Annotated in this window: 19 protein-coding genes and 1 riboswitch; of the genes, 13 read left to right on the forward strand and 6 right to left on the reverse strand. The window is 65.9% G+C overall.

Annotated elements, in window-relative coordinates; translation table 11 throughout:
- Nucleotides 1-320: 320 nt before the first annotated feature.
- From BN3266_RS07195 to BN3266_RS13830, 4 genes are read left to right on the forward strand one after another with little or no spacing between them, the layout of a single operon-like run.
- Complete coding sequence (locus BN3266_RS07195) at nucleotides 321-692, forward strand: hypothetical protein (protein WP_021660477.1); 372 nt, start codon at nucleotides 321-323, stop codon at nucleotides 690-692.
- Nucleotides 689-1,039, forward strand: a complete 351-nt coding sequence (locus tag BN3266_RS07200) for a hypothetical protein (RefSeq protein ID WP_059004619.1) — start codon at nucleotides 689-691, stop codon at nucleotides 1,037-1,039. Before BN3266_RS07195 ends, BN3266_RS07200 begins: the two co-directional genes overlap by 4 nt.
- A gap of 34 nt (nucleotides 1,040-1,073) precedes the next feature.
- On the forward strand, nucleotides 1,074-1,568 hold the full coding sequence (locus BN3266_RS07205) for a hypothetical protein (protein ID WP_059004620.1): 495 nt from the start codon (nucleotides 1,074-1,076) through the stop codon (nucleotides 1,566-1,568).
- Between the two features lie 34 nt (nucleotides 1,569-1,602).
- On the forward strand, nucleotides 1,603-1,779 hold the full coding sequence (locus BN3266_RS13830; protein WP_021660474.1) for a hypothetical protein: 177 nt from the start codon (nucleotides 1,603-1,605) through the stop codon (nucleotides 1,777-1,779).
- 704 nt (nucleotides 1,780-2,483) lie between these two features.
- On the opposite strand, the gene BN3266_RS07210 is transcribed toward BN3266_RS13830, so the two are convergent.
- Both BN3266_RS07210 and BN3266_RS07215 read right to left on the reverse strand, forming a co-directional pair.
- Complete coding sequence (locus BN3266_RS07210) at nucleotides 2,484-2,939, reverse strand: DUF3021 domain-containing protein (RefSeq protein ID WP_059004621.1); 456 nt, start codon at nucleotides 2,937-2,939, stop codon at nucleotides 2,484-2,486.
- Nucleotides 2,940-2,958: 19 nt separating this feature from the next.
- Nucleotides 2,959-3,396: a LytTR family DNA-binding domain-containing protein gene (locus BN3266_RS07215; protein ID WP_075109765.1), complete on the reverse strand. Its 438-nt coding sequence runs from the start codon at nucleotides 3,394-3,396 to the stop codon at nucleotides 2,959-2,961.
- 156 nt (nucleotides 3,397-3,552) lie between these two features.
- Between BN3266_RS07215 and BN3266_RS07220 the strand changes: the two genes are divergently transcribed.
- The gene (locus BN3266_RS07220; RefSeq protein ID WP_059004623.1) at nucleotides 3,553-4,224 is read left to right on the forward strand and encodes a cysteine hydrolase family protein; all 672 of its coding nucleotides are present in this window, start codon (nucleotides 3,553-3,555) and stop codon (nucleotides 4,222-4,224) included.
- 213 nt (nucleotides 4,225-4,437) lie between these two features.
- On the forward strand, nucleotides 4,438-5,838 hold the full coding sequence (locus tag BN3266_RS07225; protein ID WP_059004624.1) for an alanine/glycine:cation symporter family protein: 1,401 nt from the start codon (nucleotides 4,438-4,440) through the stop codon (nucleotides 5,836-5,838).
- Nucleotides 5,839-6,321: 483 nt separating this feature from the next.
- Here the strand turns inward: BN3266_RS07225 and BN3266_RS07230 are convergent, their stop codons facing one another.
- The gene (locus tag BN3266_RS07230) at nucleotides 6,322-7,161 is read right to left on the reverse strand and encodes a metallophosphoesterase (RefSeq protein WP_082671720.1); all 840 of its coding nucleotides are present in this window, start codon (nucleotides 7,159-7,161) and stop codon (nucleotides 6,322-6,324) included.
- 194 nt (nucleotides 7,162-7,355) lie between these two features.
- On the opposite strand from BN3266_RS07230, the gene BN3266_RS07235 reads away from it, so the two are divergent.
- Nucleotides 7,356-7,874 carry a nitroreductase family protein gene (locus BN3266_RS07235; RefSeq protein WP_021660467.1) on the forward strand — a complete coding sequence of 173 codons (519 nt, stop codon included), beginning with the start codon at nucleotides 7,356-7,358 and terminating at the stop codon, nucleotides 7,872-7,874.
- 56 nt (nucleotides 7,875-7,930) lie between these two features.
- The gene (locus BN3266_RS07240; protein ID WP_059004626.1) at nucleotides 7,931-8,623 is read left to right on the forward strand and encodes an MBL fold metallo-hydrolase; all 693 of its coding nucleotides are present in this window, start codon (nucleotides 7,931-7,933) and stop codon (nucleotides 8,621-8,623) included.
- Nucleotides 8,624-8,687: 64 nt separating this feature from the next.
- On the opposite strand, the gene BN3266_RS07245 is transcribed toward BN3266_RS07240, so the two are convergent.
- Complete coding sequence (locus BN3266_RS07245; RefSeq protein WP_059004627.1) at nucleotides 8,688-9,362, reverse strand: flavodoxin family protein; 675 nt, start codon at nucleotides 9,360-9,362, stop codon at nucleotides 8,688-8,690.
- Nucleotides 9,363-9,476: 114 nt separating this feature from the next.
- Between BN3266_RS07245 and BN3266_RS07250 the strand changes: the two genes are divergently transcribed.
- The gene (locus BN3266_RS07250) at nucleotides 9,477-9,821 is read left to right on the forward strand and encodes a winged helix-turn-helix transcriptional regulator (protein ID WP_059004628.1); all 345 of its coding nucleotides are present in this window, start codon (nucleotides 9,477-9,479) and stop codon (nucleotides 9,819-9,821) included.
- Nucleotides 9,822-9,968: 147 nt separating this feature from the next.
- Here the strand turns inward: BN3266_RS07250 and BN3266_RS07255 are convergent, their stop codons facing one another.
- Both BN3266_RS07255 and BN3266_RS07260 read right to left on the reverse strand, forming a co-directional pair.
- Nucleotides 9,969-11,573, reverse strand: coding sequence for an amidohydrolase (locus BN3266_RS07255; RefSeq protein WP_059004629.1), 1,605 nt, complete (start codon nucleotides 11,571-11,573; stop codon nucleotides 9,969-9,971).
- Between the two features lies 1 nt (nucleotide 11,574).
- A complete protein-coding gene (locus BN3266_RS07260; protein ID WP_059004630.1) occupies nucleotides 11,575-13,029 on the reverse strand; it encodes an APC family permease in 1,455 nt (484 codons plus the stop codon).
- A gap of 93 nt (nucleotides 13,030-13,122) precedes the next feature.
- Nucleotides 13,123-13,289, reverse strand: a riboswitch (Lysine riboswitch).
- Nucleotides 13,290-13,491: 202 nt separating this feature from the next.
- Here BN3266_RS07260 and BN3266_RS07265 point away from each other — a divergent pair.
- The 4 genes from BN3266_RS07265 to BN3266_RS14430 all read left to right on the forward strand — a co-directional run bounded on the left by BN3266_RS07265 (nucleotide 13,492) and on the right by BN3266_RS14430 (nucleotide 19,297).
- A complete protein-coding gene (locus tag BN3266_RS07265; protein WP_059004631.1) occupies nucleotides 13,492-14,319 on the forward strand; it encodes a DUF4352 domain-containing protein in 828 nt (275 codons plus the stop codon).
- Between the two features lie 12 nt (nucleotides 14,320-14,331).
- Nucleotides 14,332-14,976, forward strand: coding sequence for an HAD family hydrolase (locus tag BN3266_RS07270; RefSeq protein ID WP_059004632.1), 645 nt, complete (start codon nucleotides 14,332-14,334; stop codon nucleotides 14,974-14,976).
- Nucleotides 14,977-15,424: 448 nt separating this feature from the next.
- A complete protein-coding gene (locus BN3266_RS07275) occupies nucleotides 15,425-16,126 on the forward strand; it encodes an ABC transporter ATP-binding protein (protein ID WP_044993101.1) in 702 nt (233 codons plus the stop codon).
- Nucleotides 16,127-16,129: 3 nt separating this feature from the next.
- Nucleotides 16,130-19,297 (forward strand): FtsX-like permease family protein, encoded by a 3,168-nt coding sequence (locus BN3266_RS14430; RefSeq protein ID WP_059004633.1) that lies wholly within the window; start codon nucleotides 16,130-16,132, stop codon nucleotides 19,295-19,297.
- Nucleotides 19,298-19,366: the final 69 nt, after the last annotated feature.

Below are 19,366 nucleotides of genomic sequence, written 5' to 3' on the forward strand. Positions count from 1 at the left end.
GGGCGGAGGCCGGGAAGGCCTACGCCAACGCCGAGGGGCGGGAGTTGGACGGTGTGGTCCCCCTGGACCTGTCTCTTATACACATCTAGATGTGTATAAGAGACAGGGGCGACAGGGAGGCTAGCGCGGCTTTGCGCCCGCGCCGCAACTGGGCGCGGACAGCAGCGGCGTCGGCAAAATCGACAAATTGTGACACCCCTTCAGGACAAAGCGCTGATTCGGGGCAAAAGAGATACCCTTTTGGAAAAAATGGGTATATACTGAAGCTAGGAACCCACGGACAACAGCAGTTTGCCCAGATCGGCGGGAGGTGTTTCGCGATGAAGGCAAAAAAGTGGATCGTTCGTTCGGTACTGGCCCTGGTGGCGCTGGGCGCGCTGACGGGCTTTGGCTACCTGCTCTACACGGTGCAGCTGGAAGAAAACCGCGGCGTCCCCCTGAGCGGGGAGCAGTGGCGGTACCTGCTGGGGATCGTGGCGGGCATCGGCGGCATCCTGCTCCTCCTGCTGGTCATCGCCGGGCTCATCGGCCGGGCCACCCAGGGCAGGGAGCTGCCCGCCGGCAAGGCCGCCAAGGGCGAGGGCTGGTCCTTTTACGGGTACGACAGCTACGCGCCCGGGCGGGTGGAGAGACAAAATAGGGGAAGACCCCATTTTGAGAAGAGACCGGAAAAAAAGGAGGGCTCAAAATGAAAAAGGCATTGAAGACGGCGGCCATTGCGCTCTGCTTCCTCTTCGGGGTGGGGCTGTTGCTGGCGCCGGCGCTCCTGGGGGAGGGCGGGTTTTCCCTCTCCTGGTTTGCCGGCCTGAGCGGGAAGGAGTGGTTCTACCTCGCCGTGCTGGTGCTGGCCCTGTTGGCCCTTGTGCTGCTGCCCAGCCTGATCGGCCGGGTCGGCAAGGGGGCGCCCCGCTCGCTGGACCGGACCGACCGGCCGGGCAAACAGCTCTTCTACGGCCCCAACTACGAGGAGCCCACCGACCGGGAAATCGACCGCACCCTCAAAAAGATGAGGGGGCAAAAGCCCGGCGGCGCCCACTAGCCCGCCCGCCGGAACAGAGAGAGGAGGGGAGGCCGTGCGCATCCGCTATCGCTACAACCGCTTTCAGCGCATCTGGGAGGCCGGCGGCCTCGCCTGTCTCGGGCTCTGCGCCCTCTGCCTGGGGATCAACTGGCAGCGGGTGGCGGCCGAGGGACTGCCCGCCTCCGCCCGCATCGGCGGGGTGGCCTACCTGGCGCTGACGGTCTTTCAGGGCTTTACGGCGGTTTTTGCCCACCCCGAGCCGGAGGGCAAGCCCCAAAAGCCCATCTACCAGCGCCCCGAGCTGACCCTCTGGGGCACCCCCCTGCGCTACGACGGAAACAGCGACTGGGGCTACTATGTCCGGCGGATGGACGCGGCGGTCATCCTGCGGGCCGCGGTGGCGGTGGTCTTTGCCCCGGCCGTCATCGCCGCCGCCTTCGGCGCCCCCCTGGGCCGCTGGTATGTGACGGCGGGGCTCATCGTCATGGCCCTCTTTTTGGGCTATGCCATCGCCCGCCTGTTGGGTCCGGCCCAGCGGCGGGGTTGACTGCCGTCCGGCGCGGCGGAGAGGAGGAACTGTTGTGAGTGTTGCTCTGTGGATCAAGTACGGTTTGATTTTTGTCGCGGTGATCGCCGTGGTGGCGCTGATTTTGGTGGCCCTGAGCCGGTTTCGCAAGCCGCCCAAGGCCGTGGGCAAGCGGGATGAGCAGTTGGGCCTCTTCCCCTTCGGGGATGACGAGGGGGGCGGCCGGGTCTAACCCGTACCGCTGTGCTGAACGTGCTGTTGCCAAGAAAAAAATGTCCCTCGCCCATTCGTGTAGGCCGCAGGAATGGGCGAGGGCTTTTTGGCGCAACCTGGGCGCGGTGCAGGGCGGCAGGGCGGGGATGGCCTAACTGTCTAAACGGCTTTTTAGAATGGCCCGGCTGGGGGCAGGCGACTTCGCGCGGGCCGCCGCGTTGTGTACCGCCATCGAGTTGCGCACCGCGAGCTTGCGGCGATGCCTGGGAGCGGCCAATAATACGATTTCTGAACCGATTTGGACAGAGGGTATCGCCGCCAACCCAATTTCCCTTTTTAGACAGGCTGCCGGCGGCGCGCCGCGCCTCTCCGGTCATGCCTTTATCGCCCTGCCGCCGTCAGTGGACTGGCGGGAGCCGGGTCGCCGAGCAAGTCGCCTGGGAAAGCGGGGGAGGACCTTGTTTGCCTGTCGGCGGGCAAAGGGGGCGAGTAGTTGCCGTGGACCCAGCGGACCTGTCGGGTCAGGTCCTGTCCTCGCTCAGTTTGGGGGAGTGCCTGAGGCGCCCCGGGCGCTGGACAGGCGGCCCTCGTCTCGCCGCCACATCCCCCAAAACAGCCGCCGCGCAATCACGCGCCCGAGCAGGGGGACGACGCTTGCTCCCCCTTCCCCAAAACAGAAGGAGAGCGGGGCTGCCCGACAGCCCCGCTCCCCTTTTGGGAGCTTTAAAGCCCCTTGAGTTTTTGGTTGATGGCCCGCAACTTTTGCCGCCAGTGGTGGGCCAGCGCCAGCCAGATGACCAGGTAGATGACCAGAAAGAGGAGCAGATAGTTCGCCAGCCCGGCGGCGCTCAAGGTGACCCAGCGGTTGAGGGCCGCCGTGCCGATGACCGCGGCGGCGCAGCAGCAGCCGTGCAGGGCGGTCTGCCGGGCCAGGCTCCAGCGCTCGATTTCAAAAAAGACCGAGATGGCGGCGCAGACGGCCCCCAGCAGCCCGGAGGTGAGCAGTTGCAGCCCCACGGCGGCCAACAGGTCGCCCCCGAAGGCCGCCAGCAGTTCGGGGGTCACCGGCCAGTACTCCCCTATCCCCAAAGAGGTGAAGTAGCAGATGGCGGTGGAGATGCAGACGCCCCAGCCAAAGCCGACGACGGCCCGACCGGCCGCTTTTTTTGCGCAGTTCACAGACAAGCCCTCCTCTCTCTCACAGGCCCAGCCGCTCTTTGATGCGGGCCACATACCGGCGGGAGACAAAGGCCCCGCCCCCTTTTTTGAAGCGCAGGTGGATGGTGCCGGCCGTGGACATGTCCAGGCTCTCCACCCAGTCGAAATTGGCGATCTCCGAGTGGGAGATGCGGGCGAAGCGGCTGCCTGCCAACTGGGCCTCCAGCTCGTAGAGCCGGGCCTTGAGGAGGTAGCGCTCCCCCCGGCAGAGGGCGTACACCTGCTGCCCCTCGGCGGTGACGAGGGTGATCTCCCCGGGGTCGAGCAGGTAGACCCGCCCCTCCCGCCGGCCCGCCAGACGCCGGGTGGCGCCTGCGAGGCGGGCGGCGGCCGCCTCCACCTCGGGGGTGATCTCGCCGCAGTAGATCACCGCCCGGGGCCCTGCCAGACCGGGCTGCAATTTGATCTCCACCTCCACGGCCATCCCTCCTTTTTTTGTTCTGGTACCAGTATACCCTGGCGGGACGGGGCCGTCCACCGCTTTTGCGCAGTCGGTCGGCGCAGGCGCGCAGTCGGTTGAAAAGCGGGGGTGAAAGGGGTATACTGAAAAGAAAAAACGGAAGGGGAATGCCCCATGGATCTGCACGCCATTGACTACCAGGCCGCTTTTGCCGAGGCCGCCAAACAGGTGGAGGGGAGCCTGCGCGACCTGCCCACCGCCCACCTTGACGAGTTCCCCGCCGAGGGGACCGTCTGCGCGGTGGTGGATTTGAACGTGGGCTTTTGCCGCCGGGGGGCCCTGGCCAGCCCCTATGCCGACGCGGTGGTCCCCCGGGCGGCGGCCTTGGCCCGCGCCTGCGCCGAGAGACAGATCTACACCCTGGCCTACACCGACTGCCACCGGGACGATTCCCCCGAATTTTCCGCCTACCCGCCCCACTGCGTCAAGGGCAGCGGGGAGGAGAAGGTGGTGGAGCAGATCGCCGCGGTGCCGGGCATCAAGATCGTGGAGAAGGCCTCGACCAACGGCTTTCTCAACTGGTACATCAAGGAGCTGCTCGACCGCTACGAGGTGGGGCACCTGATCGTCACCGGCTGTGTCACCGACATCTGCGTCTACCAGCTGGCGACCACCTGCAAGGCCTACGCCAACGCCGAGGGGCGGGAGTTGGACGTGGTGGTCCCCCTGGACTGTGTGGACACCTTTGACATCCCCGGGGTGCACAGCCGCGACTTCTACAACGCCGTCTTCGCCGCCTCGATGCAGGCAAACGGGGTGCGGCTGGTGGAGCGCATCGAGTGGTAGATTTGGGAAACAGAAGGAAATGAGCGTTCCCCGGCGGGTGGGTATCCCCTCCCCGCTGGGGGATTTTTATGCCCTGTCGCAAAACAGCTTGCAGGGGAGAGGGTCTCCGGCTGACGGCGATCCTTTTCTGCCCCTCCGCCCTTTCCCGCATATCCCCCCGCCCTCCGGCATATCCATTTCCTGCGCCCGTGGGCGCGGGAAGGGGACGGTCAAATGCCGTGGTTCTGGGCGGCGGAGGGAGCGGTCAACCGATTTGTCTGGGGGCCGGTGATGCTGGCGGTGCTGGTGGGGGTGGGGGTCTACTTCACCTGGCGCACCGGCTTTTTGCAGCTGCGCAAACTGGGATACATGTTCAAGGTCACCCTGGGCAGCCTGTTTCAAAAGAAGAAGGGGGGGACGGGGCAGAACCTTTCCCCCTTTGCCGCCATGACCACCGCCCTGGCCGGGACCATGGGGGTGGGCAACATCGCCGGCATCGCCACCGCCCTCACCCTGGGGGGGCCGGGGGCCATCTTCTGGATGTGGCTGTCGGCCCTCTTCGGGATGATGACCAAGTACGCCGAGGTGGTGCTGGCGGTACACTACCGGGAGACCAGCCCCGACGGCACCCACCGGGGCGGGCCGATGTACTACATCAAAAAGGGGCTGGGCCGGGGCTGGGGCTGGCTCTCGGGGGTCTTTTGCCTGCTGTGTGTCTGCGCCTCCTTCGGGATGGGGGATATGACCCAGTCCAACACCATCGCCCAGTCGCTGCGCCAGTCCTTCTCCATCCCCTACTGGGCCACCGGGGTGGGGGTGATGGTCCTCTGCGCCCTGGTGGTGCTGGGGGGACTCAAGCGGATCGGGGCCTTCACCGAAAAATTTGTCCCCCTGATGAGCATCTTCTACATCGCCGCCTCCCTCTGGGTGATCGCGGTGCACCGCGACCAGGTGGGCCCGGCCTTTGGGTTGATTTTCCGCTCGGCCTTCGGCGTTCGGGCGGCGGCGGGGGGCGTGGTGGGCTACACCCTACAGGCCGCCCTGCGCACCGGGGTCGCCCGGGGGGTGTTCACCAACGAGGCGGGGCTGGGCAGCGCCCCCATCGCCCACGCGGCGGCCGAGACCGACAGCCCGGTCAAGCAGGGCTTTTGGGGGATGTTCGAGGTCTTTGCCGACACCTTTGTCACCTGCACCCTCACCACCCTGGTGATCCTCACCACCGGGATGTGGGACTCGGGGCTGGACGGGGCGGCCCTCACCACCGCCGCCTTTGACACGGTGCTGGGCCGCTGGGGCAGCGGGTTTATCGCCATTTCGGTGCTGTTCTTCGCCGTCTCCTCGATGCTGGGGTGGTGCTTTTACGGCGAGAGCGCCATGGCCTATCTCAGCCGCGGCCGGCAGGGGCCGGTGTTTTGGTACCGGGTGGTCTTTCTGGTGCTGATCATGGTGGGGGCCACGGTGGAACTGCGGCCGGTCTGGCAGCTGTCGGACACCCTCAACGGCCTGATGGCGGTGCCCAACCTCCTGGCGCTGCTTCTGCTCTCTCCCCAGGTGTTCCGCCTGACAAAAGAGCACTTCGCCACCGCCCAAAAGGGCGCAAAAGGGCGGCGCAAAACCGGTCCGCGCCGCCGATAGAGGGACCTCCGGCTTTTCCGGGCGGGTCAGCCTTGCGGGCGGGCCTTTTCCCCGCCCCAGTCGAGGGGAGAGGCTCTGCCGGCTGTGCCCAAGAGAGGGCCCCGTCGACAGGCCGGGGAGGGGGGAGTGTCGCTTCCCAGCCTGTTCGGGGATTTTGCCTGCCGGCGTCTGGGGAAAGCGGCGCCTTCGCAGGAAAATTCCCGCGCGGCCTTTATCCAGGGGGACTCACTCCTTGGAAAGCGCCCTGTTCTGCGGGGGCGAGGGGACAGTGCTTTGCCGCAAAAGCAGAGAGCGATGGTAACCCGTTGTCGGGGGAGGGTTCCCCGGCCACTGACCGCTCGCCGCTGCGGCCTTGCTCCGAAGGCGCACGCTCCGCCGGGGAAGATGCCTTTTGCAGCGGGGTAGGGAATGTCCAGTGGGGCGGCTGACCTCCAACCGAAACGGGGGCTTTCGCCCGACGGGGACGCAAAAAAGCCCCCCGCTTTACGAGGGGCCTTTCTGGCCGGGGACGATTTGCAGCAACACCACCTCGGGCGGGTCAAAGAGGCGGGCGGGCACCTTGGTGACCCCCACCCCGCTGGTGACCTGGAGGAAGCGCCCCTCTCCCAGGTTATAGCTGCCCTTTGCGTAGGGGCCGGAGCCGGGGGGCAGGAGGAGGTCCCGCACCAAGGGCAGCCCCAACTGCCCGCCGTGGGTGTGGCCGGAGAGGATCAGGTGGGCCCCGGGGACCTGTTCGGCCGCCGGGCCGGGTTCGTGGGCGACGAGGACGCGCAGCCCCTCCCCCTCCAGGGAGAGGGAGAAATCCGGGCGGCCCAGCAGGGCGTCGTCCAGCCCGCCCAGGACCAGCCCCAGGTCGGGCAGCGCCACCGCCTGGTTTTGCAGCAGGGTGAAGCCGCCCCGCTCCATCAATTCGCCGTAGACCCGGTGGGCCCCGCCGCCCCGGTCGTGGTTGCCCCAGACGGCGTATTTGCCGAAGGGCGCCTCGATTTCCGCCAGGATGGCGGCCAGCTCGTCCAGGTCCAGGAGTTCCTGGTCCCGGCGATAGGCGTCGAAAAAGTCGCCGGCAAAGACCACCAGGTCGGGCTGTTGGTCGCCGATGAGGGCCGCCACCCGGCGGAGCGACCGGGCGTCGCCGTAGCGGCCCAGGTGGGTGTCGGAAAAGAGGGCGATGGTAAAGGGGCGCGCGGCGGCAGGAAGGGCGACCTCTTCCCGGCGCAGCACCAGGCGGCTGGTCTCCCCAAAGCGGGCCCAGCAGGCGGTCCCGCCCACCAGCGCGGCCAACCCGGCTGCCAGCAGCCCTTTCCAGTGGCGAAACACAGACATTCCCTCCTTTTTTTGGCCGGTGGCCCGGACCCTGTGCCCGGGCCAAATTTGGGACAGTATAGCACACCTTTGGAAAAAATGCCAGGGGGAGAGAGGGCAGGGAAAAAGTTTACAAACTGCCCTTTGACCGCCCCTGGCAGCGGTAGTATACTAATATAGTAGAAAAAGCCGAGAAGGCAAAGGAGGAAATTGCTGTGAACGAAGTGCTGAAAGCGATTTTGGAGCGGCGGAGCGTCCGCAAATTCACCGGGGAGCCGATTGCCCGGGAGGAGATGGAGACCCTGCTGCAGGCCGCCTCTTACGCCCCCAGCGGGATGGGGAAGCAGAGCTGGCAGTTCACCGCCGTCACCGACGGGGCGAAGATCGCCGCCCTCTGCGAGGCCATGGGGAAGGCCATGGGCAAGGAGGGGTATGACATGTACCGCCCGGCGGCGCTGATCCTGGCCTCCAACGACCGGGAAAACGGCAACGGCCTGGCCGACTGCGCCTGCGCGCTGCAAAACATCTTCCTGGCCGCCCACTCCCTGGGGCTGGGCAGCGTCTGGATCAACCAGCTCAAGGAGACCAGCGACGAGCCCGGCGTCCGCGCCGTGCTGAACGGCTTTGGGGTGCCGGCGGAGCACATCGTCTGGGGCGTTGCCTCCCTGGGCCACCCGGCCGAGACCCCGGCGGCCAAACCCCGGCGGGAAGGGGTCATCCACTGGGCCGACTAGGTTTGCCTGCCGGCCCCGACGCCCCCTGAGCGGGGGAGAGAGGACGGGGAGCGCGGATGTACAGGATCACGCCGCTGCGGCTGCCGGGGCCGGGGGAGGGGTCGCCCCCCGTCTGGCCGGTGCTGCTGCAGCGGGAGGGGGAGGACCGGGCGCTGCTGGTGGACTGTGGCTGTGCCGGGACCCTGCCCCAGCTGGAAGAGGCCCTGGCCGGGGCGGGTGCGTCCCTGGGGGACTTACAGGCCCTGGCGCTGACCCACTGCGACCGCGACCACATGGGTCTGGCGCGGGAGCTGACCGGGCGCTGCTCCGGTCTGGGCGTCTACTGCTCGGCGGTGCAGCGGCCCTTTGTGGCGGGGGAGGCGGCCTCCCCCCGATCGGTGGCCGCGGGGCGGCCCGCCCCGGTGGACGACCCGGTCCCCGGGGCCGTCGCCCTGGAGGGGGACGCTCCCTTCCCGGGCTGGGAGGGGCTTTGGGTGGTGGACACCCCGGGCCACATGCCCGGCCACATCGCCCTCTACTGCAAGGAGGAGCGCACCCTGATAGCGGGCGACGCCCTCACGGCGGAGGAGGGGCGGCTGGCCGGTCCCAACCCCCGCTACACCCTGGACATGGAAGAGGGGATGGAGACGGTCCGCCTCCTGGCCCGGTTGGACTTGCAGACCGTCCTCTGCCACCACGGCGGGGCGGTCCGGGGGGATATTTCCCGGCAGTTGGAAGCGCTCTCCCGCGCCTGGCGGGAGGGCAGATAGGGCAGATAAAAAGAGAGGGGGAGACCCCTCTCTTTTTTGTGTGCCTCAGCCCGCGGAGTTGGCGTCAGGCAGGGTGGTCGATGGAGATGGCGCGAACCATCTCCATCCCTGCCGCCCGCGCCGCCGCCAGGTCGCGGGGGAACTGCTCCTGTCGCCGCCGCCATTTGGCGGCCTCGTCCCAGATGCTGGCCTCATAGAGGCTGTAATCGGAAAATTCCCAGGTGTCGCAGGCGTAGAGGAGGGCGGGCGGATGGCCGAACGTGTAGGAAAAGTACCCCTCGGTGGTAGCCAGGTTTTGCGGATAGCCCGCGGCCCGCATCTTTTCTTCGGTCACATTCATGGTGTAGATCATGGCCGAGCGCAGCGGCTTGGGGGCAAGGGTGGTCTCCCCGGCCCGGAAGGAGTGAAAGGGGAAGAAGAGCCGCTCCAGCAGTCCCCGCAACTGGGCGGTGATGTCGTGAAAATAAATAGGGGAGCCGCATACGATCCCGTCGGCGGCAGCGAGGGCGGCCAGCAGCTCCCGCGCCCCGTCGGGGTAGGCGCAGCGGCCGTAGGAGGGACCACCCTTTCGCTTGCAGGCAAAGCAGCTGCGGCAGCCGGTATAGGACAGGTCAAAGAGATGGACCAGCTCGGTCTCTGTTTCGGCGTCGGCGGCTCGGGCCCCCTCTAAAAAGGCCTCTAGCATCTGATGGGTGTTCCACCCCTTGCGGGGGCTGCCGTTCAGGGCAATGATCTTCATGGTGCTGTCTCCTCTCTGCCCCTTTACAGAGGCTGTGTTTTGAGTTTACAATGAAAGGTGAAAAAAAGGAAGTACGCACCGGTTGGATGGGTACTATTAGAAAGGATAGTGAAGATGTCGGACAGGCTGCCCAAGATCGCCGATTCGGAGGACACCTCCTTTGGCTACACCCTCTCCCTGCTCAACGGCAGGTGGAAGTTGCTGATCCTCTACAACCTGGGCAAGGGGGAAGTGATCCGATTTAACGAGCTGCAGCGGCTGTTGGGGAGGATCACCTACAAGACCCTCAGCGCCAGCTTGAAGGAGATGGAGGCCGACGGATTGGTGTTCCGGCGCGCCTATCCCCAGATCCCGCCCAAGGTGGAGTATGGCCTCACCGAGCGGGGCCGCTCCCTGCTGCCGCTCCTGCGGGAGATGTGCCGCTGGGGAGAGATACACCGCCCTGCCTCTCCGAGATGAGTGGCGCGCTTGTCCCGGCCCACACGGCGAGGAAAAGCCCTCCTTTCGCGCGAAGGGGCGGTGGACAGGTAAGTGGGAGAAAAAGAGCGCCGGAACAGGGAAGACGGCCCTGTTCCGGCGCTCTCTTTTTTGCGGGGGAAGCGCGATCTAGCGCTCGTAGACGAACTCGCCGCCGAGGACGGTGGCGTCCACCACGGTGGTGAGCAGCTCGTCGGTGGGGATGGTGAAGATGTCCTGGCTGAGGATGGCCAGGTCGCCGTAGTAGCCGGGCTTGATGCGGCCCTTCACGCCCTCCTCAAAGCTGGCGTAGGCGCTGCCGGCGGTGTAGCCGTCCACGGCCTCGTAGATGTCCATGCACTCGTGGGGGTAGAAGCCGCCCTCCGGCTTTTTGTCCAGGTTTTTGCGGGCCACGGCGCAGTAGAGGTTGTTCATGGTGTTCAGGTCCTCCACCGGGCTGTCGGTGCCAAAGGAGGTGTGGATGCCCAGCTTGTTCATGGTGTGGAAGGCGTAGCTGGTAGAGGCCAGCTCCTTCCCGACCCGGCTCTCCAGCACCGTCATGTCGTAGTGCAGGAAGATGGGCTGGATGTAGGCGAGGATGTCGTTTTCGCAGAAGCGCTCGACCAGGGGGGCGTCGGTGATCTGGCAGTGGACCACCCCGTGGCGGTGGGGGTTTTTGCCGTCGCAGACGGTGTCGTAGCTGTTAAGCACCTGCTCGATGGCCGCGTCGCCGATGGCGTGGACCGCCACCTGGCAGCCGTTCTCGTCGGCCAGCTTGACCATGGCGTCGGTCTGCTCCTGGGTCAGGGTCTGGATCCCCTGGGTGGAGGGGTCGTCGGCATAGGGCTCTCTCATGGTGGCGGTGCGGGCGCCCAGGGAGCCGTCCACAAACAGCTTCAGGGGGCCGATCTTGTTGTAGCTGTCGCCGGCGCCGGTCTTGTGCCCCTCGTCCAAAAAGGCCTGGTAGCTGGCGGGGTCCATGAAGTTGCACTGGTGGTAGACCCGCAGGGTGGGGTGGCTGGACTGGATGTTCTTATAGGCCTGCAGGGTCTCGCGCCAGCCCCCGGGGCGGACGTCCATGGTCTGCACCGAGGTGATGCCCCACTCGGCGGCGTGGGCCATGGCGGTGCGCAGGGTGTGCTCGATCTCCTCCACGGTGGGCTCGTGGCGCAGGGCCATCACCATGTTGGCCGCGGTCTCGCGGAAGATGCCGGTGGGCTCGCCGTTTTCGTCCACATCGAAGTGGGCCCCTTCGGGCTGGGGGGTGTCCTTGGTGATGCCGGCCATCTCGATGGCCAGGGAGTTGGCGGTGACCGCGTGGCCGCAGGCCCGCTCCAGCACCAGGGGGTACTCGGTGGTGATCTCGTCCAGGTCGTGGCGGTCCATCATCCGGGCCTCGTCGGTGAAGTAGTCCTGGTTCCAGCCCGAGCCGTGGAGAAAGGTCCCCTTGGGGGGCTGGGTGCGGGCGATGAAGTCGCGGGCGATCTTCTTGACCTCGGCCATGGAGGTGCAGCCGTGCACGTCGATGGACTCCAGGTTCTCCCCAACGAAGTAGAGGTGCATGTGGCTGTCGTTGAAGCCGGGCACCACGGTGCGGCCCTGGGCGTCGTACTCCCGGGCGCCGGCGGGGGCGGCGGCCCGGCACTCCTCGTTGGTGCCCACGGCCTTGATGATCCCGTCTTCGATGCAGACGGCCTGGGCGAATCTCTCCCGCTCCAGGTAAACTTTTCCGTTGACGATGACGCAGCTGTCCATGTTACGCTTCCTCCTTGTTGTCGGTGGCTTGGGCCTCGGCTTCCGCCCGCTGGGCGGCCAGCACGGCCTCGCGGCTCTTTTTAAACACCAGCTCGTAGAGCAGCAGCCCCACGGCGGGCACAGACAGGCCGATGATGGAGGTGACCGGGGATTCCACCAGGGTGTTGATGAGCAGGCCGATGGTGATGAGGATGACCAGCACCACCATCACCGGGTAGCCCCACACCTTGTAGGGGCGCTCCAGATCGGGGTATTTTTTGCGCAGCCGGATGACCGCGTAGAAGGTCATGGTGTTGAAGAACATCCCGCAGAAGGCCACCAGGCTGGTGAGCTGGCTGAGGTTTTGCATGCACACCAGGACGATGGAGACCACCCCGGAGAGGACGATGGCGAAGACCGGGGTCTTGTATTTGGGGTGCAGCTTGGCCGCGCTCTTGAAGAAGGCGCCGTCGCGGGCCATGGCGTAGTAGGTGCGGGGGAAGACCATGACGCAGCCGTTGAGGGCGCTGAAGATGGCCACGATCATGGTGGAGCCGACGATGATCTTGCCGGCGCTGCCGAAGAGGGTGTTGGCCGCCGCAGTGCCCAGGAAGAGATCGCCGCCGGCGAGCATGGCGGTGATGGTCTCATAGGGCAGGGTGCGGTAGATGGCGAAGTTGAAGAGGACGTAGATGAGCATCACCCCGACGATGGAGAGGATGATGGCCAGGGGCAGGTTGCGCTTGGGGTTTTTGATCTCCTCGCTGATGACGTTCAGGTTGGTCCAGCCCTCGTAGGCCCAGAGGGTGGCCACCACCCCAAAGGCCACCATCCCGCAGATTTTGAAGAGGGAGGGGGTCCCGGCGATGGCCGGGTCGGGCACCAACGAGAGGTTGGGGGTCTGCTGGCCCATGAAGATACCGCAGACGATGATGAGGACGATGGGCAGCAGCTTGAGGACCATGAAGAAGTTCTGGATCCGGCTGCCCAGCTTGATGCCGAAGAGGTTGATGGCGCTGAGGAGCACGATCATCCCGATGGCGATGGCCTTGCAGGCCAGGGGGGAGAGGGGGACCAGGCTGGCGATGGCCTCGGGGAAGGCCACGGCCAGGGCGGCGATGGAGCCCGAGGAGCCGAGGATAAAATTGGAGAACCCGCTCATAAAGGCCACCCGCTCGCCGTAGGCCTCCCGCAGGTAGACGTAGCCGCCGCCGGCCTTGGGCATCATGGCCCCCAGCTCGGCATAGCAGATGCCGGAGAAGAGGACCACCAGCCCGCCCAGGGCCCAGACCAGCAGGGCCAGCCCCATGCTCATGCCGCTGCGCTGGAGCACGATGCTGCCCAGGTAGAAGATGCCCGAGCCGATCATGATCCCCCCCAGCACCGACACGCCGCCGAAGAGGCCGACCTCCCGCTTGAGCTCGGTCTTTTCAGAGGCCAGCGCCTGGGCCTTATTGGTGTTTGGTGTTTGATTCATCTGTGTAACTCCTTTCGGTGTCGTCCCGCCCGCCGGGGCGGACAAAAAGAAAAAGTTGCACCCCATCAGTGCAACTTTCAAACGAGCAAAGTTATCACCGATAGCGCCTCTGTTAAAAAACAGGAGTCAGGGAGATCTTCTCCCCCTGCCCAACGGCGGGGCGCACCCGCCCAGCCGTTTCGGCGGTTTGGCCTTTTGCCGGGTTCCCAGGGTGTCCCCTCCCGCCGACTACTCATCCGCACCGCGCCTCTATCAACTTTGTCCTCAGGATACCACACCGGACCGGACTTGTCCACCGTCTCTTTACAATTTGTTATGACTTTTTTCACAATTCGACACCCGGGGGGAGCGGGGCAAATGAGACCTTTTTCGTTGACAAACCGGGCCCCGGCCGATACACTAAAACAGAAGAGAGAGAAGGGCGGCATCCCTGCCCGCCCCGACGATGAGGAGGAGTTCTCTATGAACGGCTACTACACCCCCCCGACCCAGTCCTACGGCACCACCAGCTGCCCCCAGTGCCGCAATCGGATCCCCGCCGGCAGCCCGGTCTGCCCCTGCTGCGGCTGCCCGGTGGCAGCGGTGCGGGAGCGAAAGTACAAAAACCTGCGCAACGCCATCATCGCCGTGGCCTCGGTGGCGGTGGCGGCGGTGCTGGTGGTGTTTTTGTGCTATGGGGCGGTGATCGCGGCGGTCTTTCGCACCGCCCGCAACGGCGGCAACGGCTACGGCGGCGGCTACCACCACTACCAGGGGGGCTGGGACGACGGCGATGCCTACGACTACGGCGACGAGGGCGACGGCGGGAGCTACTTTGACCAGCAGGCCCCCAGCGGCTGGAACAGCGGCGACCACCAAAACCGCCGGACCCCCGACGCCACCCACTACGCGGTGGGGCAGACCGCCAGCTGGGAGGAGATGGAGTTCACCGTCACCGGGGTGCGCGACGGCAGCGAGTACGGCCTGGCCCCCGACGAGGACGACGAGTACCTGGTGGTGCAGATCAAGATCACCAACCACTCGGGGGAGGACCGGCTGCTCTGGCGGCCCGACTTCATCCTGCAGGGGGGCGACGACCTCTTCGAGTTCTCCGAGGACGACGACACCTACATCACCGACAGCCAGGGCAACCGCCAGGAGCTCTTTATCACCCAGACTTTAGCCGCCGGGCGGACCATCGAGACCACCCTCTGCTACGAGGTGCCCAAGGGCTCGCAGAACCTGGAGCTGACCTACGACAACGACGACTACCTCTACAATCCGCAGCTGCGCTTCGATTTGGGCAGATAGGGGGGAGAGACAGTGCAGAAAGACGGCATCCTCTTTGACTTGGACGGCACCCTCTGGGACGCGGCGGCCCGGGTGGTGGAGTCCTGGAACCTGACCCTGCGGCACTTCCCCGAGGTGGGCCCCATCACCGAGGCCCAGATGAAGGGGGTCATGGGCAAGACCCTGCCCAAGATCGGCGAGGCTCTCTTTACCGGCGTGCCGGTGGCGCGGGCCCACGAGATCGTGGCCCGCTGCTGCGACGAGGAGAACGCCTACCTCGAGCGGACCGGCGGCACCCTCTACCCCGGGCTGGAGGAGACCCTGGCCGCCCTCTCGGCCCGCTGGCCGCTCTACGTGGTCTCCAACTGCCAGGAGGGGTATATCGAGGCCTTCTACGCCGCCCACGGGCTGGGGCACTACTTTGCCGGCAGCGAGAACGCCGGACACACCGGGCTGCCCAAGTGGGACAACATCTCCCTGGTGGCTCGGCGGGAGGGGCTCTCCCGGGTGCTCTACGTGGGGGACACGGAGATGGACTGCGACGCCGCCCACCGGGCGGGGGTGCCCTTCATCCACGCCCGCTACGGCTTTGGCCGGGCCCCTGAGGCCGACTACACCATCGACACGCTGGCAGAGCTGCCCGCCCTCTGTCTCTTATACACAGCTAGATGTGTATAAGAGGACGGGGAACAGCATTGCGCGTGCAGGCAAAGCAGCTGCGGCCGCCGGTATAGACCCCGTCCACGACCGGGTCTGCCGCCTCGGGGCGGTGCAGCGCGCCTGCGCCGGGGGGTGTCGCCGGCCTGCGCTGGCTGCTCTCGCCGCTGCCCCTTCCCCTAGGGCCCTCTGACCGCCGGTTTTGATGTCCCTGCCCCAAAGGGGGCCGTGCAGGCTGCCGAAGAGGGGAGTTTGATGCCGGTGGGCGAGGGGGCGCTTTGGCCCGGGCAAAATTTTTTCTGTTTACAATTTTGCTATCACCGGGGGCGAAATATGGTGTACAATGAACCAGAATGGACAGATATGGCAGAAGATGCATAGAGATGGGATCGCGGGTGTTTCGCCGTCGGGCGGCCCCGCTCCCTTTTTCAAAATACAGGGCGCACGGACGCCCGCTGGGGGCAGAGAGATGGCATTTGTCGAGTTTCAGGACGTGGTCAAGGAGTACCGGATGGGGGAGGTGACCATCCGCGCGGCGGACGGCATCACCTTTTCCATCGAGAAGGGGGAGTTCTGCGTCATCGTCGGGCCCAGCGGCGCGGGCAAGACCACCGTCCTCAACATCCTCGGGGGGATGGACAGCTGCGACGGCGGCAAGATCTGGGTGGACGGCAAGGAGGTGAGCGCCTACTCCCGCAAAGAGCTCATCACCTATCGCCGCTACGACATCGGCTTTGTCTTTCAGTTTTACAACCTGGTGCAAAACCTCACCGCCAAGGAGAATGTGGAGCTGGCCTCCCAGATCTGCCGGGAGCCGGAGGACGCCGAGGAGGTGTTGCGCCAGGTGGGGCTGGGGGAGCGGATGAAGAACTTTCCCGCCCAGCTCTCCGGCGGGGAGCAGCAGCGGGTGGCCATCGCCCGGGCCCTGGCCAAGCGGCCCAAGCTCCTGCTCTGCGACGAGCCCACCGGCGCGCTGGACTACGAGACCGGCAAGAGCATTTTGAAGCTGTTGCAGGACACCTGCCGCAACACCGGGACCACGGTGGTGGTCATCACCCACAACACCGCCCTCACCCCCATGGCGGACCGGGTCATCAAAATCAAAAACAGCCGGGTGCGGAGCATGGAGAAAAACGACGCCCCCACCCCGGTGGAAAGAATTGAGTGGTAGACGGTGAAGAGACAGCGCAAGACCGCCCTCTGGAAGGACGCCTTCCGGGAGGTGCGCAAGACCAAGAGCCGGTTTTTCTCCATCTTCTTGATCGTAGCCCTGGGGGCCGGCTTCTTTGCGGGGATCAAGGCTACCGGGCCGGACATGAAGCTCACCGGCGACGCCTATTTTGACGAGCAGGATTTGATGGATATCAAGGCCCTCTCCACCTACGGACTCAACGGGGACGACATCGCCGCCCTGGAGGCCGATGAGATGGTCAAGGCGGTGGAGCCGGCCCACTCGGTGGACACCCTGGTGCACGACGGCGAAAAATCCAGCGTCATCAAGGTGCTGGGGCTGCCGGGAGCGGATGGCATCAACTCCCCCCGGCTGATGGAGGGGCGGCTGCCCGAGGCGGAGAACGAGTGCCTCATCCAGTACGGCGGCCACCTGAGCCGGCGGCTGCAGATCGGCGACACCGTGACCCTCTCCCCCGGCAAGGAGGGGGAGGCGCTGTCGGACACTTTGGAGGAGAGCAGCTACACGGTGGTGGGGGTCGCCCAGTGCCCCCTCTACATCACCTTCTCCATGGGCACCACCAGCATCGGCAGCGGCACGGTGGACGACCTGCTGCTCATCCCCGATGAGGCCTTTGTCCTCGACTACTACACCGAGGCCTACCTGACCCTCAAGGGGGCGGCGGAGCTGGACTGCTTCGGGGAGGAGTACGACCAACTGGTGGCCGATGCCAAGGTCCGCCTTGAGGGGGTGGGGGAGGCCCGCGCCCAGGCCCGCTACGACGAGATCTATGAGGAGGCCGCGGGCAAGCTCGACGACGCCCAGGCCGAGCTGGATCAGGCCAGGGCCGACGGGCAGGCTGAACTGGACGCGGCCAAGAAAAAGCTCGACAGCGCCGCCGCCGAGCTGCAGAGCGCCAAGAGCACCCTGGACGCCAGCGAGAAAAAGCTGGCCGACGCCAAGGGCCAGATCGCGGCGGGGGAGGCGGCCATCCCCCAAAACCAGGCCGCCTTTGACGAGAAGATCGCCGCCGGCCAGGCCGAATTGGAGCGGTCCCGCAGCCAGTTGGCCCAGTTGGAGCAGGGGGTCACGGCCCTGCAGGGTCAACTGGCCGCCATGGGCGACCCCGCCCAGCTGCCGCCGGAACTGCAGGCGCAGTACCAGGCCCTGGCCGGGCAGTTACAGGGGATGCAGGCCCAACTGGACGGGGGCCGCGCCCAGTTGGCCCAGGGGGAGGCCGACCTGGCCGCTGCCAAGAAGGACGGCCAGGCCCAGCTCGACCAAGCCCGGGCCGACCTGACAAAGGCCAAGAGCGACTACCAGCAGGGCCTGGCCCAGTACCAGACCGGGTTGGCCCAGTACCAGCAGGGCCAGCGGGAATACCGCAGCGGCGCCGCCGAGTACGAGAGCGCCAAGGCGAGTTTTGCCACCCAGATTGCCGACGGGCAGGAGGAGATCGACGAGAACCGGGCCAAGCTGGCGGACATCGCCCTGCCCAAGTGGTATCTCTACGACCGAGATGGGAACGTGGGCTACTCCGGCTTTGCCGACGACGCCGACCGCATCGACGCCATCTCCCTTGTCTTCCCGGTGTTTTTCTTTGCGGTGGCGGCCCTGGTCTGCCTGACCACCATGACCCGGATGGTGGAGGAGCAGCGCACCCAGGCGGGCACCGTCAAGGCCCTGGGATACGGCAGCAGCGCAGTCATCTGCAAGTACCTGATCTATGCCGTGACGGCGGCGGTGCTGGGGGCGGTCTTCGGCATCGTGGGGGGGTTGCTCCTCTTCCCCAACGTCATCTTCAACGCCTACTCCATCATGTACCGGATGACGAAGGTCATCGCCCCCATCCGCCTGGACTACCTCCTCTGGATCACCCTGGGGTCGGCGGCCTGCGCGGCTTTGGCGGTGCTCTACGCCTGCGTCAAGGAGCTGCGGGAGACCCCCTCCCAGCTGATGCGGCCCAAGGCCCCCAAGGCGGGCAAGCGGGTGCTGCTGGAGCGGGTGGACTTTGTCTGGGACCGGCTGAGCTTCATCGGCAAGGTGACGGTGCGCAACCTCTTTCGCTACAAAAAGCGCATCGCCATGACGGTGTTGGGGATCGCCGGCTGCACCGCACTGATGATGGCGGGCTTTGGGGTAAAGGACTCCATCTCCGACATCGTCAGCATCCAGTTCGGCGAACTGGATGTCTACGACGGGCAGGTGGTCTTTGACGAGGACACCCTCGCCGAGGACAGGGAGGACTTCGACGCCCTCCTGGCCGGCCAGTTGGGGCTGGGGGCGCGCCAGTACGCCCGCGAGAAGTCGGTCACCGCCGGCAGCGACAGCCGCCAGCTGGAACTGACCCTGGTGGTGCCCGAGGAGCCGGAGCGGCTGGGCGAGCAGATCGTGCTGCGCACCCGCAAGGGGCACGAGCCCATCCCCCTCACCGACGAGGGGGCGGTCCTCAGCGAGAAGGCCGCCAGCCTGATGGGGGTCTCGGCGGGGGACGAGATCTTTTTGGTGGCCGACTCGGGGGAACAGCTCCCGGTCAAGGTGGCCGCGATCACCGAGAACTACGCCTTCCACTACCTTTACCTCTCTCCCGCCTACTACCGGCAGGTCTTTGGGGAGGAGATGCGCCCCAACACCCTGCTCTTGCAGATGGACGACCCAGGGCAGGAGGGGCAGGACGCCCTTTCCGGGGCGCTGTTGGAGCGCGACGGGGTGCTGATGATCAGCTACACCAGCGGCATCAAAAACAGCTTTGGCGACACGGTGGCCAGCCTCAACTACGTGGTGTTGGTGCTCATCGTCTCGGCCGGGGCGCTGGCCTTTGTGGTGCTTTACAACCTCACCAACATCAACGTGGCCGAGCGGCTGCGGGAGATCGCCACCATCAAGGTGCTGGGCTTTTACGACAAGGAGGTCTCGGCCTACATCTTCCGGGAGAATGTGGCCCTCACCCTCATGGGCACCGTGGCCGGGCTGCTGGGGGGCATCTGGCTGCACCGGTTCGTCATCACCACCGCCGAGATCGACACCATCATGTTCGGGCGGACGGTGGCCCCCCTCAGCTACCTCCTCTCGGCGGCGCTGACCATCCTCTTCGCGGTGCTGGTCAACCTGGCCATGCACTTTCACCTGAAAAAGGTGGATATGGTGGAGAGCCTCAAATCGGTGGAATAGGATTTCTGACAGGGAAAAGGCGGTTGTGGAAACCGCCTTTTTTTGGTATAATAAACAGAAATTCTGGGA

It is taken from the genome of Bittarella massiliensis (ex Durand et al. 2017) (assembly GCF_001486165.1).
In the GTDB taxonomy this organism is placed as follows: domain Bacteria; phylum Bacillota; class Clostridia; order Oscillospirales; family Ruminococcaceae; genus Bittarella; species Bittarella massiliensis.